Annotated in this window: 13 protein-coding genes; 8 read left to right on the top strand and 5 right to left on the bottom strand. The window is 29.9% G+C overall.

The genetic code is table 11. The features are described from left to right. On the bottom strand, window positions 1-381 hold the full coding sequence (locus LNAT_RS02725; RefSeq protein WP_096258389.1) for a DUF6394 family protein: 381 nt from the start codon (window positions 379-381) through the stop codon (window positions 1-3). 81 nt (window positions 382-462) lie between these two features. Then, window positions 463-1,644 (bottom strand): M20/M25/M40 family metallo-hydrolase, encoded by a 1,182-nt coding sequence (locus LNAT_RS02720; RefSeq protein WP_096258388.1) that lies wholly within the window; start codon window positions 1,642-1,644, stop codon window positions 463-465. 39 nt (window positions 1,645-1,683) lie between these two features. On the opposite strand from LNAT_RS02720, the gene LNAT_RS02715 reads away from it, so the two are divergent. The 4 genes from LNAT_RS02715 to LNAT_RS02700 all read left to right on the top strand — a co-directional run bounded on the left by LNAT_RS02715 (window position 1,684) and on the right by LNAT_RS02700 (window position 4,737). Next, window positions 1,684-1,875 (top strand): hypothetical protein, encoded by a 192-nt coding sequence (locus tag LNAT_RS02715; protein WP_096258387.1) that lies wholly within the window; start codon window positions 1,684-1,686, stop codon window positions 1,873-1,875. 11 nt (window positions 1,876-1,886) lie between these two features. Then, the gene (cmoB, locus tag LNAT_RS02710; protein ID WP_096258386.1) at window positions 1,887-2,789 is read left to right on the top strand and encodes a tRNA 5-methoxyuridine(34)/uridine 5-oxyacetic acid(34) synthase CmoB; all 903 of its coding nucleotides are present in this window, start codon (window positions 1,887-1,889) and stop codon (window positions 2,787-2,789) included. Window positions 2,790-2,935: 146 nt separating this feature from the next. Next, window positions 2,936-3,808, top strand: a complete 873-nt coding sequence (locus LNAT_RS02705) for an aspartate carbamoyltransferase catalytic subunit (protein ID WP_096258385.1) — start codon at window positions 2,936-2,938, stop codon at window positions 3,806-3,808. 2 nt (window positions 3,809-3,810) lie between these two features. Then, window positions 3,811-4,737 carry an aminodeoxychorismate synthase component I gene (locus tag LNAT_RS02700; protein WP_096258384.1) on the top strand — a complete coding sequence of 309 codons (927 nt, stop codon included), beginning with the start codon at window positions 3,811-3,813 and terminating at the stop codon, window positions 4,735-4,737. Here the strand turns inward: LNAT_RS02700 and LNAT_RS02695 are convergent. Further along, window positions 4,734-5,927 (bottom strand): response regulator, encoded by a 1,194-nt coding sequence (locus LNAT_RS02695; protein WP_096258383.1) that lies wholly within the window; start codon window positions 5,925-5,927, stop codon window positions 4,734-4,736. The two genes, LNAT_RS02700 and LNAT_RS02695, sit on opposite strands and share 4 nt — an antisense overlap. A gap of 65 nt (window positions 5,928-5,992) precedes the next feature. Further along, on the bottom strand, window positions 5,993-7,411 hold the full coding sequence (glnA, locus tag LNAT_RS02690) for a type I glutamate--ammonia ligase (RefSeq protein ID WP_096258382.1): 1,419 nt from the start codon (window positions 7,409-7,411) through the stop codon (window positions 5,993-5,995). A gap of 90 nt (window positions 7,412-7,501) precedes the next feature. On the opposite strand from glnA, the gene LNAT_RS02685 reads away from it, so the two are divergent. The 3 genes from LNAT_RS02685 to LNAT_RS02675 are packed head-to-tail and all read left to right on the top strand — an operon-like array spanning window position 7,502 to window position 10,223. Continuing rightward, complete coding sequence (locus tag LNAT_RS02685) at window positions 7,502-8,083, top strand: aminotransferase class IV (protein WP_096258381.1); 582 nt, start codon at window positions 7,502-7,504, stop codon at window positions 8,081-8,083. Window positions 8,084-8,095: 12 nt separating this feature from the next. Then, on the top strand, window positions 8,096-9,817 hold the full coding sequence (locus tag LNAT_RS02680; RefSeq protein ID WP_096258380.1) for a M3 family oligoendopeptidase: 1,722 nt from the start codon (window positions 8,096-8,098) through the stop codon (window positions 9,815-9,817). Beyond that, complete coding sequence (locus tag LNAT_RS02675) at window positions 9,807-10,223, top strand: hypothetical protein (protein ID WP_096258379.1); 417 nt, start codon at window positions 9,807-9,809, stop codon at window positions 10,221-10,223. The genes LNAT_RS02680 and LNAT_RS02675 overlap by 11 nt, the downstream gene beginning before the upstream one ends. Here LNAT_RS02675 and LNAT_RS02670 read toward each other — a convergent pair. Continuing rightward, window positions 10,210-11,079 (bottom strand): LysR family transcriptional regulator, encoded by an 870-nt coding sequence (locus tag LNAT_RS02670; protein ID WP_096258378.1) that lies wholly within the window; start codon window positions 11,077-11,079, stop codon window positions 10,210-10,212. The genes LNAT_RS02675 and LNAT_RS02670 overlap by 14 nt on opposite strands. A gap of 120 nt (window positions 11,080-11,199) precedes the next feature. Between LNAT_RS02670 and LNAT_RS02665 the strand changes: the two genes are divergently transcribed. Then, entirely contained in the window at window positions 11,200-13,185 is a 1,986-nt protein-coding gene (locus LNAT_RS02665) for an ATP-dependent helicase (protein WP_096258377.1), read from the top strand.

Below are 13,185 nucleotides of genomic sequence, written 5' to 3'. Positions count from 1 at the left end.
TTATCTTTTAGATTTAATAGTATCTGCCATAAACAAAATAACAGAAACAATATTTGCAAGAAGTGCTCCACCTGAAAGTGACACAATTGTCACAGAGGTAGTAACATTGAAATCTTTCAAACCGTACAGCGCAACAGCCCAGACCACAGATGAAAGTATAAGCTGCAAATCTGCCACCAGACTTGTTGCAAGCAAAACCGCACCAAGTTGGGTTTTATCTCCAAGCTTCATAGTAGTTGCAATCAAATTAACAATAATTGCAAAAAACAGCTCCCACGCACTGTGTTGGTCTATCGCGGTCGGGTCTCCATAAAAAAATCCAAAATTGAGTGTCATGGCAAGAATAAAAAAAAACCCGGAAATAACTTTGTTAATATTCATTTTTTTACCTTTTTTTTTTTAACTTTTATATTATTATCATACTACTTCGGATAAAAAAGGTCGTTTTTTATTAATTTTTAATTAACGCTTTGTAACTTTCTGTAACAGCGTCTCTACTGAATTTAGTGTTTTTTCAATAGATTTTACATTTACCTTTTCATATATAGAATGAGGATTTTCAATAACAGGACCGATTGATGCCATAGAAACTTTAGGGAATTTGTTTTTAAGCACTGCACATTCAAGTCCCGCATGAATAACTTTAAAATCATAATGCGTTATTTCTTGCAAAATTTTTGCCAAATTAGTTATCTCCGGCCTCCACGCAGGATATTCTCCTTCAAACTCAACCTCTATTTTAGCTTTTGCCTTTAAATATTCTTTGACTTCTTCTAACAATTCATTAGAATTCGCCCTGAGTGAAAGAATAATTTTTTCATTTTCCACAATTGCCAAATTTATAGATTTACTTACCACATTAAATTTAAAATCATACTCCAATACCCCATGAGGCAAATTTCTTAAAAATCTAATATATCCATCATCAAAAACATCAACTTCTTCTCCAAATCCACTTTCAAAAAACTCTTTGGCCTTTGCACTTCTTGGAATTGAATTCCTTCTCTCGCCTCCTCTAAATTCTACAACTTCTTCAACATCAAAAGCTAATTCGCTAATTGCATTTGGTATATTTTTATGAATATCAACACCGCTGTGACCACCCGGCAGGTTATCTATTTTAACATCAGCCAAATATCCTCTTTTTTTTATTTTTTTAAGTGGATAATTAATTATTGCATCAACTCCACCTGCACATCCGATATAGATATTTTCATCCTCACTGTCAAGATTAAGAAGATAAGGGGAATTAATTTTCAGCTCTAAATTAAAAGCCCCGATAAGACCTATTTCCTCATCATTGGTAAAAAGATATTCAACATTTTTGTATTTTTTCATTAGATTTAGCATTATCGCAACACCGATTCCGTTATCAGCCCCAAGTGAGGAATTCTTAGCCCACAACCACTCACCGTCACTCTCAATTTCAATTTCAGGTGCATTTCCAACACAAACCATGTCTATATGAGACTGTAAGCAAATAACTGGTTTTTCCAAATAAGCCAAAACATTTCCCGCTTTGTCAGTTTCTACATTAAAACCCTCATTTTTTGCATATTCAATAATAAAATCTTTAAGTTTCCCGGTATTTCCACTGCAATGAGGTATTTTTGTTATTTTTTTAAATATTTTAAGCACTTCCATGTCCGTCCTTTTGTTATAATTAAATAAAAAAGGTTATTTATGAAATTTATTCTTACTATTATAATAGCACTTTTTTTTATCAGTTGCGTTAATAAAGAGGGAGTTTCTCTGAATTATTATCCCGAATGTCACGAAAATTATGATTTATACGGTGTTTATTATAAAAAATGTGATAACAATATATATAATTTCAAAAAGAAAAAAAGAAAAATATGTTTAGACTGCAACTAAGGAAATGAAAAGTGAAAAGTGAAAAATTAAAAATTGAAGCTATCTTAAATGAAAGGCAAAAATGGTTTAATTGGAAAAATATAAAACCAATTTATGAAAAAATAAATCAATGTAAAATTGAAAATGAAAAATGGAAAATTAATTTTGGTGATGTTATAGAAATAAGAGGGGATAAAAAATATGATAAAGAAATTTTAGAAATTGCCAAAATGCTAAAACCATGGAGAAAAGGACCTTTTAAAATAAACGATATTTTTATAGATACTGAATGGAGAAGTTATATTAAATGGAATATTATAAAACCTTTTTTAAATTTGGAAAATAAAGAAATATTGGATGTTGGGGGAAACAACGGATACTATGCTTTTAGAATGTTGGAATTTAATCCTAAAAGTATAGAAATATTTGACCCAAGCGCATTGTTTAATCTGCAGTTTAAATTTATAAACAAATTTATAAAAAGTAATATTTCCTACAAACTTCTTGGAGTTGAACATATTCCAATATATGATAAAAAATTTGACGTAATTTTCTGCATGGGAGTTTTATATCACAGACCTGATCCCATAACCATGCTAAAAGAGCTTAAAATCGCTCTTAAGGAAAACGGTGAAGTTATTTTAGACACACTGATTATTGAGGGGGATGAAGAAATTGCCCTAAGTCCTATTAGATATGCAAAAATGAAAAATGTGTATTTTATCCCTACTTTAAAAACTTTATACAACTGGATAGAAAAAGCCAAATTCAAAGATGTAAAATTTTTAGGTAAAAAATATACAACTATTGAAGAACAGCGAAAAACCAACTGGATCGAAGGGGAAAGTTTAAACCACTTTTTAAATGCAGAGCAAACTAGAACAATAGAGGGGTATCCACCTCCTCTGAGAGTTTATTTAAAACTTAAAAATTAATTTTCCGGTGTTGCTTTAAACATAAAATAATAAACTAATACAATAAATATAATAGTTGTAAGAAAACTGCTTGATAAAACTACTCCGTAATCCATAATTTCTCCTTTTTTTTAAGATATAGTAAAATTATACAAAAAAGGAATTAAATGTCAAAACATTTAACCCACACAAAAGAATTAAACAAAGATGAAATATTACAAATATTCACATATGCAAAAAACTTTTTTGACGAAAAGAAAAGAGATGATTTAAAAGGAAAATTAATTATTAATATTTTCTTTGAAAATTCTACAAGAACAAGAAGTTCATTTGAAATAGCGGCCAAAAGACTCGGGGCTGACGTAGTGAATCTAGATATTGCCAGAAGCTCTACATCCAAAGGTGAAACACTTTATGATACAGCAGCAAACCTAGATGCAATGGGGCCTGATGCAATTGTTGTAAGACATAACCGCTCAGGTGTTCCAAAAATACTCTCAAATTATGTAAAATGTTCAATTATAAATGCTGGTGACGGAGCTCATCAACATCCAACCCAGGGACTTCTTGATCTTTTTACACTAATGCAAAAATGGGGTTCACTGGAAGGAAAAACGATCTCAATTGTAGGAGATATAAGAAACAGTCGTGTTGCAAATTCTGATATTGAATTATTTACCCGTTTTGGCGCAAACGTGATTTTGGTGGGACCTCCACAGTTTTTGCCAAAAACAAATTTAAAAACAACTTACAATATAAAAGAAGCAATTGAAATCAGCGATGCCGTAATTTCCCTTAGAACTCAAACGGAAAGACACCAGAATGCCACTTTTGCTTCTCTTGAAGACTATGCCCAGAATTTTAAAATTACAAAAGATTTAATCAAAGATAAAAAAATTTTTGTAATGCATCCGGGACCGGTTCACAGAAACATAGACATAGACGATGAAGTCTTGGCAGATGAAAGATGTCTGGTATTAGAACAGGTTAAAAACGGAGTCGCTGTCAGAATGGGAATACTTAAATTTTTATTAAATTAAAAATGAAATTTTTTTTAATAGATTTTGACGGAAATATTTTTATTGACGATGTTAAAAATTTAAAAAACATCTATTTTTCTTTTCCTGCATTTAAGCTTTTACCTAAAAAACCTCAAAAAAAAACTCTTCTTTTTAAAAAAAATCCAATAAGTTTTGAAAGATATCAAAAAGCTTTTAGCGAAGTAATTGAAGAGATAAAAAAGGGAAATACATATTTACTTAATCTCACATTTCCTACAGAAATTCAGACAAGCTGGAATCTGCTTGAAATATTTTATTTTGCAAAGGCACCTTTTAAATTATATTTTAAAGATAAATTTGTCTGTTTTTCTCCTGAAAGGTTCGTAAGAATTGAAGGAAATAAAATTTATACATATCCTATGAAAGGGACAATAGATGCCCATATTCCACAGGCAAAAGAACTGATTTTAAATAACCAAAAAGAAATGGCCGAACATACGATGGTTGTGGATTTACTGAGAAATGACCTGGGAATAATTGGCAAAAATGTAAAAGTCAATAAATTCCGTTTTATAGATAAAATAAAAGCCGGAGATAAAGAACTGCTGCAGGTCAGCAGCGAAATAGAAGCAACACTTGAAAACTGGCAGAAAAACTGGCTTGAAATGATTTTAAAAATGTTACCGGCCGGATCTATTTCAGGAACACCTAAGAAAAAAACGGTTGAAATCATAAAAAGGGTAGAAGGATATAAAAGAGGATTTTATACCGGAATTTTTGGAATTACGGATGAAAAAACATTTTTGGACAGTGCCGTTATTATAAGATATATTGAAAATAAAAAATGTAAAATGGAAAATAAAGAATTAAAAACATTCATTTACAAAAGCGGGGGAGGAATTACAATTGACAGTAATATTAAAAAAGAATACGAAGAACTCGTAAACAAAGTTTATATTCCTGTTTAATCCAATACAAATTTATCTCTTCCACTTTCTTTTGCCTTGTATAATCTCTCATCTGCTAATTTAATTTTTTCAATCAAATCCATTTTTTCATCAGCTACACCGGCAGAAAAAGTATACTTTATATTAAAATCAGATGTTAGCGATTTTACTTTTATTTTTTGTAAAATTTTTATGGCAACTTTTTTATCAGCTTCAGGTAAAATAATTAAAAATTCCTCCCCTCCGTATCTTATCAGATAATCATTTTTTCTTATATTGGATTTAACCAGCCCAACAAAATGTTTTAATACCGCATCACCTTTTAAATGGCCGTATGTATCATTGACTTTTTTAAAATGGTCGATATCCAGCATTATAACAGTATATTTAGACCACTTGGTAATTTCAGATTTTATTATTTCTAGATAAAGTCTGTTATATGCCCCGGTTAACGGGTCGATATACATTTTTGTTTTATATAAATTAAATGTGTCGTATATATCTAAAAGATTATTTAAACGAATAAAAAATTCCTCTTTTTTAAAAGATTTTAAAATAAAATCATTCGCACCGATTTTTAGTGTTTTTATTAACGTCATATTATTACTGTCAGAAGATAAAACAAGTATTGGTATTTCTTCTATTGGAATTTCTTTTCTGATTTCTTTTACCAATTCAAAGCCATTCATTTTTGGCATATGCAAATCCGTAATAATAATATTAAAATTTTCTTTTTTTAATAAAGATAAGGCTTCAATTCCATTTCTTGCTTCAATTATATTTTTAAATCCCAATAAACCCAAATTGTTAATAATAGATTTTCTGCCAACAGCTGAATCATCAACAACCATTACATTAAAAAACTGATTTTTATAAATTCTGTTTATCAATTTTCTTAAATAAACCAAAGAAGCATTATCTTTAAAAACATAATCTAATACTTTATTTAAAATATCATCCGCAATTAATTCTTTTTCATATGCGGTGATTAAAATAACTTTTTTGTTTAAATTTAAAAAATATTCAATATGTTCTATATGTTTACAATCTGGAATCATATAATCAATAATAAACAAATCATATTCATTATATTTTTTAGCTTCTTTAAATGAAGTAACAAGTTCAATATCTGCAAATAAAAGAAATTTTTGCAAATAATTTTTAACTAATTTTCCATAAACAACATCATCATCTAAAATTAATATTTTCAATAAATAATACCTTTTTTATCTCATTATAACAAAATTTTTATAAAAAAAAGAAAAAAGAGGAGAAATTAGCAAGAATAAGTTGATTTAAACTCGTATGCAGTAGGTCTTGCTTCATCAGGCCAAACTTGAGTTTCAAATTTATAATGCTGATAAGTTTGAATGAAATCTTCAGTAAATACCGGTTTTAAGAATTCATGGTCCGCAATTAATGCTTCAAGTGCTTCTCTTAAAGTATGAGGCAATTGTTTGATTCCTTTTTCTCTGATTTCATCAAGTGTTAATTCAAATAAGTCTATATCCATTGGTCCAACAGGTTCATATTTATTTTTAATTCCGTCAAGCCCCGCCATAAGCATTGCTGCAAATGCCAAATAAGGATTTGCAGAACTGTCAGGAAATCTCATTTCAATTCTTGTTGATTTTTCACCAGATCCAAAAGGAATTCTACAGCTTGCACTTCTGTTTCTTGAAGAAAAAGTTAAAATTGACGGTGCTTCAAATCCTGGGATTAATCTTTTATATGAGTTTGTTGATGCGTTTGTAAGTGCTGCTACTGCATGTGCATGATGGAAAATTCCTCCTATATACCATCTTGCAATATCGCTTAAATTGCCGTATTCTCCCTTTTTATAGAATAAATTTTTACCGTCTTTCCATAAAGACTGGTGAGTATGCATTCCGTTTCCATTATCTCCGTAAAGCGGTTTTGGCATAAATGTTGCAGTTTTTCCGTTTAAATGGGCTACCATTTTTACAACATATTTTAATTTTTGAACATTATCAGCCGCTTCCACAAGAGTTCCAAATTTAACACCAATTTCACCTTGACCTTGTGCAACTTCATGGTGAACCACAAATGTTTCAAGTCCCACTTCTTTTAAAACTTTAACCATTTCAGCTCTTAAATCCATCATAGAATCAACCGGAGGTACTGGAAAATATCCACCTTTTGTTCCAGGTCTATGTCCTGTATTGTATTCATAATCTTCAATATTATCAGCATTCCATTCACCCTCAGGTGTATCTACCCAATAGCATTGAGAATTGATTTGGTCTCTTATTTTTACATTCTCAAATACAAAAAATTCATTTTCAGCTCCAAAAAATGCAGTATCCGCAATACCGCTTTCTTCAAGATGTTTTTGAGCCTGCTTTGCAATACTTCTAGGACATTTTTCATATGGAGTATAATCTGTATTTAAAACATCGCAAAATACTACCATTGTTGGGTCTGCTGTAAATGGGTCAATAAAATGAGTTCCTACCTCCAGGTCAGGCATTAATATCATATCTGATTCGTTAATAGGCTGCCATGCCGGAATTGAACTACCGTCAAACGGTAACCCGTTTTTAAATGTATCTTCGTCTATTGAATCAATATCATAAGTTACGTGATGCCATGTACCTTTAATATCTGTAAATCTGAAATCAATAAATTCTATTTCACTTTCTCTACACTCTTTTAAAAATTCAGCTATTTTCATTTGCTCTCCTTACTTGTTTTTTTGTATTATACTGCAAATTAAATTTAATATTCAAAAAAAATTGTATAAATTTTAATCAATGGAGCAAAAATGGAATTTATAGAAACAGTTTTAGTAAAAAACGGAAAAATTCAAAACTTAGAATATCATTTAAAAAGAATGAAAAAAACACTTAAACATTTTTTTAAGAATGAAAAGTTAAAAGTTAAAACTGAAAAGTTAAATTTTGATAATACTGATAATGCAAGGGTTCGAATTACATATTCTTATGACGGTATCAGAAATATTGAAGTTTTTCCCCTCAAAGAAAGAAAATTTAAGAAATTTAAAATTGTAAAAATTGGTTTTGATTATTCATTTAAATATAAAAACAGGAAAAAATTTTCCATTCTCCATTCTACATTCTCCATTAATTTTGATGAATTTATTTTAGTAAAAAACAATTTAATTACAGATACCACTATTTCAAATCTTGCATTTTTTACTGGCAAAGAATGGATAACTCCAAAATATCCACTACTAAAAGGTACTAAACGCCAGGAATTGCTTGATAAGAGATTTTTAAAAGAAGAAAATATTCATGTTTATGATCTGCCCTATTTTAAAAAAATGGCAATGATTAATGCAATAATCGGATTTCAAGAGATAAGCGAATTTGATATAATTAGATAAAAAAGGAAATAAATGAACTGGGACTTAAGCGCACTTTTTAGTTCAATCAATGAAGCTGAAGAATTTTTAAAAAATGCAAAATTTAAAGCAGTGGAATTTGAAAAAAAATATAAAAACAGACTATACACATTATCAGCCGGGGAATTTATTGAAGCGGTAAAAGAATATGAAGATATTTTAGAAAATATAGGAAGAAGTTTAACTTATATATATTTAATTTTTGCAACTGATACAAGTAAAGGTAGTTTTTTAGCAAAATTTCAGCAAATTGCAACAGAAGCGGAAGAGCATTTAGTATTTTTCGAACTTGAATTTATTCACCTGCCAATAGATAAACAGCAAAAATTTATTGACAATGCTGGGGTTTATAAATATTATCTAATTCACCTCCAGGAAGAGAGTTATTATAAACTCAGTGAAAAAGAAGAGAAAATATTAATGAAAAAAGATCTGACAAGTTCTTCTGCGTTTTCCAGACTTTTTGACGAACACTTAAGCCAACTTAAATTCTTTTTTGATGGAGTTTATTTAAGCGAAGAGGAGATTTTAAGCAAATTATATTCATCCGATAGGAATGAAAGAAAAAAAGCACAAATCAGCCTGACCCTGGGATTAAAACCTCATCAGCATATTTTAACCTATATTTATAATCAGATTAAAAAAGACTGGAAAATAGAATATGTGGATATTAGAGGATATGAAAATGTTGAAGCCCCGAGACATTTAAGTAACCATGTTTCAAAAAAAAGTGTTGATGCCCTAATTAATACAGTAAACGAAAATACATGGATAGTAGAAAAATATTACAATATTAAAAAAGAACTATTAGGGCTTGAAAAATTGTATGATTATGACAGATATGCCCCACTTAATATAGAAGAAAAAGAGATAACCTTTGAAGAGGCAAAAGAACTGGTATTAAGTTCGTTTAAAGATTTTTCACCTACTTTTTATGAAATAGCAAAAAAAGCGTTTGATGAAAAATGGATTGATGTATATCCGAAAGAAGGCAAAAGAGGCGGAGCGTTTTCACACTCAGCCACACCAAAAGCACATCCTTATGTCTTGCTTAATTTCACAAACCAAAGGAGAGATGTTTTTACACTTGCCCACGAACTTGGACATGCCATTCATCAATATCTGGCAAGAGAAGTAGGATATTTAAATCAGGACACTCCCCTTACGACAGCTGAAACTGCAAGTATTTTTGCAGAAATGCTCCTGTTTGAAAAAATAAAAAATTCACTTCCTAAAGATGAATTAATAGGAGTTTATGCAAGTAAATTAGAAGATATTTTTGCAACACTGTTTAGACAGGTTGTATTTACAAATTTTGAAAGAAAAGTACACTCTGAAGAAGAATTAACTCCTGAGAAATATAATCAAATCTGGATGGAAGAAAATCAGAAAATGTTCGGTAGCAGTGTGATACTTACAAAAAATTATGAAATCTGGTGGAGTTATATTCCTCATTTTATCCATTCTCCGTTTTATTGCTATGCATATTCCTATGCACAGCTGTTAGTTTTGACACTGTTTAAATTATACAAAGAAGGATTTGAAAATTTTGAAGAAAAATATATTAAATTTCTCTCTCAGGGTGGAAGCACTCCTCCTAAAAAACAGCTTGAAATATTCAATTTAAACATTGAAGACGAAAATTTCTGGCAAATGGGTATGGATTTTGTAAAAGAAATGCTAAATGATTTTCAAAGGCTAACAGATGATAATTGAAAATTCAGAATTTAGGGGATTAAAAACAAAACACGCAAAAGAACTTTTATCTCTTTTGCTTGAAATTAACGAACCGTTTAGCATCTTGTGTAATCTTGACGGTATAGAATTTAATCCTGTTTTGCCAAAACATATATCAAGCGCATTTAAAGATGTAATAATTTTTGCTTTAGCAAATTATACACTTGAAAGTGCTTATATAAAAGACAATATCTTAATTTTTGAAGCAGGTTTTGGAGAGGAAAATTTTGGAAGTGCGGTAAGTGTACCCATTGAAAATATTATTCAAATTTCAGAGGAAGAAACACCTCTTTTTATAAACCTATCAGCCACTCTTCCTAAACCCAAAAAACCGGCAAATCCATTTGCAATGAATCCTCGAAATAAAAAGTTTATTGACGAATAAAATTAAGTATTGCATCTATTTCTTTTGATTTTTCTTTATATGCAATATACGTTTTTCTTTTTAAATTCATACCTCTGATTTTAGCTGCAAAAAGTTTTTTGTTTCTAAGTTCTTCTTTTATTACAGATTTGGAAATTATAGACACTACCTGGTCATGTGAATTTAAAACGGTATATTTAAGGGCTGTTGAATTATGGACAACACTGATAATATTTAATGTGTCACATTCAAACTCCTGGGCTTCAAATATTTTTTTAATAAATTCCCTTGTAGAAGAATTGGGTTCCCGACATATCATTTTATAATTTTTAAGTTCTTCCAGATTTATTTTTTCAGGTAACGGTCTGTTTGAAAATACAACCAGTTCATCCTCAATCCATTCTTCATAATGTAGTGAATTTTTCTTTTTTTTAGTTACAAAAGCCATATCAAGGACTTTTTTTTCTACATCTTCCAGTAATTCATAATTGCTTTTAATAATTAAATTAATATCTTTATTTATTAAAGATTGAAAATATTTGATACATTCCGGCAGATTGTAATTTCCGACTGTAGGAGAAGCCCCGATCAAAAAAGGGGTATCCACATTTTTAAATTCTTTTATTTTTTTTTCAAAATTAGTTAAAAACTTTTCAAATTCTTTTGCATATTTTAAAAACTCCTGACCTTCTTTTGTCAGAATAACCCCTGATTTTTTTCTCTCAAAAAGACTCACCCCCAGATAATCTTCCAAAATTCTAATCTGCTGTGTAACAGCCGGCTGGGAAATTCCTAAAACCTTACTTGCTTTTGAAAAAGACGATTCTTTATAAATAATTAAAAAAGTATATATTTTATCAAGATATTTTATACTCATTTTTCTCCTTTAAATATAATAAAAAATTATATCATATAACAAAAATAATTTATACTTATTATTGTAATAATTTTTTTAAATTATTCAAAATTTGTTATAATAAATAAAAAAAGGTTAAATTTGCATTTTTTAGATGAACTCAATGACGCCCAAAAAGAAGCAGCAACCCATATTGACGGAGCATTGTTAATACTTGCGGGAGCCGGAAGCGGAAAAACCAAAACTTTAACCAGCAGACTTGCTTATCTCCTATCTCTTGGGATTGACCCTGCAAATACATTAACCCTTACCTTTACAAACAAAGCTGCCGCCGAAATGAGAGAAAGAGCACTGAGAATGGTGGGAGACGTTATTCATCCCCCTTTGCTTGTTACTTTTCATAAATTTGGACTTATGTTTTTAAGATTATATATTCATTTATTAAATAGAAATAATAATTTTGTAATAATTGACACTGACGACCAGAAAAAAATAATAAAATCAATTTCAACCGACCTTCCCGCAAATTTTATAAGCAAGGAAATCAGCAGATATAAAAATTCTTTCCTAAATCCAGATGAAGTTTACACCCTTGCAAATGACACCACTTATAAAAAACTTGCCCACATATATGATAAATACCAACAGTATCTGCTCGATAACAATTTGGTTGATTTTGACGATTTACTGCTTTTACCTTATGAAATACTGCATAATAATGAAGATTTATGTTCTGAAACATCAGATAAATACCAATATATAATGGTAGATGAATATCAGGACACCAATGAAATTCAGCTTCTTTTATTAAAAAAATTATGTAAAAACCATAATAATATCTGCGTAGTGGGTGATGATGACCAGTCAATTTACGGATTCAGGGGGGCAAATCATAAAAATATTTTAAATTTTGAAAAAGAATTTAATGCCAAAGTTATAAAACTTCAGATTAATTACCGCTCAACAAATCAAATTCTAGAAGCTGCAAACAATCTTATCAGCTATAATAAGCAAAGATACGGGAAAAAACTGGTTTCAGCCCGGGGTGATGGTGAAGCTGTTGAAATTATTTCAAGCTATAATGAAATAGCCGAAGGCGAAGAAATTACCAAAAGAATTAAAAAATTAATAGAAAACGGTGTATCGCCTAAAGAAATAGCGGTACTTTATAGAATTAACGCACTCTCACGCTCAATTGAAGACGCCCTAAGAAGTTACGGAATAACTTATAAACTCGTAGGAGGCATGAAATTTTACGAAAGGGAAGAAATAAAAGATTTGATAAGTTATCTGAGACTCATAGTAAATCCGAATGACGAATATTCTTTCAAAAGAATAGTAAACAAACCAAAAAGAGGTATAGGAAAAGCCACCATTTTAAAACTAGAAACTGCTAAAGGCGACAAAAGCTATATTGAATTTATTAAAGAAGACAATTTAGATTTTTTGAGCAAAAAAGCGGCTAAAACCCTAAAAGAATTCGCATCTTTTATAGAACTTCTTTCAAAACAGAATATTGATGAAATTCCTGAAATTTTAGAAGAAGTTATAGATTTTAGCAATTCATATAAAGATGAAGATAAAAAAAGAAACGTTGAAGAATTTTATGGAACTATGAGAGAAAAAAAAGATTTAAACGTCAGGGAATTTTTAAATGAACTCTCCCTTGAAAGCGACCAGGATAAAATTACAGATGAAATGATTAATGTTATGACAATTCACGCAAGCAAAGGACTTGAATTTGATTATATTTTTGTAATCGGAATGGAAGAGGGATTTTTTCCTTTAAATGATGCGGATATAGAAGAAGAAAGACGCCTCGCATATGTGGCATTTACAAGAGCCAGAAAAAAACTCACTCTTTCATTTACCCAAAGCAGATACGTAAGGGGGACACGCTCACACGTTCAAAAAAGCAGATTCCTTACAGAAGCAGGACTTATCAGAGGTGAGAGGGTCAATTTAAAAGAAAGTTCATCTATGAAAAACGGGACTCTTGTTAAACATAAGATATTTGGGACAGGCAGAATTATTGGAATAAATAAAGCTGGCAATAAAACCAAACTTAAAATTGATTTTGGAGGAAGCGTCAGGGAAATATTAAGTGATTTTGTAGAAAAAGCATAA

This window comes from Lebetimonas natsushimae (assembly GCF_002335445.1).
GTDB classification, from domain to species: domain Bacteria; phylum Campylobacterota; class Campylobacteria; order Campylobacterales; family Nautiliaceae; genus Lebetimonas; species Lebetimonas natsushimae.
This window is presented reverse-complemented; position numbering and strand designations above follow the sequence as displayed.

Excerpts from the sequence above, each read along its gene's own strand:
- LNAT_RS02680 (WP_096258380.1), top strand. The coding sequence starts at position 8,096 with ATGAACTGGGACTTAAGCGCACTTTTTAGTTCAATCAATGAAGCTGAA.
- LNAT_RS02715 (WP_096258387.1), top strand. The coding sequence starts at position 1,684 with ATGAAATTTATTCTTACTATTATAATAGCACTTTTTTTTATCAGTTGC.
- LNAT_RS02685 (WP_096258381.1), top strand. The coding sequence starts at position 7,502 with ATGGAATTTATAGAAACAGTTTTAGTAAAAAACGGAAAAATTCAAAAC.
- LNAT_RS02700 (WP_096258384.1), top strand. The coding sequence starts at position 3,811 with ATGAAATTTTTTTTAATAGATTTTGACGGAAATATTTTTATTGACGAT.
- LNAT_RS02725 (WP_096258389.1), bottom strand. The coding sequence starts at position 381 with ATGAATATTAACAAAGTTATTTCCGGGTTTTTTTTTATTCTTGCCATG.
- LNAT_RS02675 (WP_096258379.1), top strand. The coding sequence starts at position 9,807 with ATGATAATTGAAAATTCAGAATTTAGGGGATTAAAAACAAAACACGCA.
- glnA (WP_096258382.1), bottom strand. The coding sequence starts at position 7,411 with ATGAAAATAGCTGAATTTTTAAAAGAGTGTAGAGAAAGTGAAATAGAA.
- LNAT_RS02720 (WP_096258388.1), bottom strand. The coding sequence starts at position 1,644 with ATGGAAGTGCTTAAAATATTTAAAAAAATAACAAAAATACCTCATTGC.
- LNAT_RS02670 (WP_096258378.1), bottom strand. The coding sequence starts at position 11,079 with ATGAGTATAAAATATCTTGATAAAATATATACTTTTTTAATTATTTAT.
- LNAT_RS02705 (WP_096258385.1), top strand. The coding sequence starts at position 2,936 with ATGTCAAAACATTTAACCCACACAAAAGAATTAAACAAAGATGAAATA.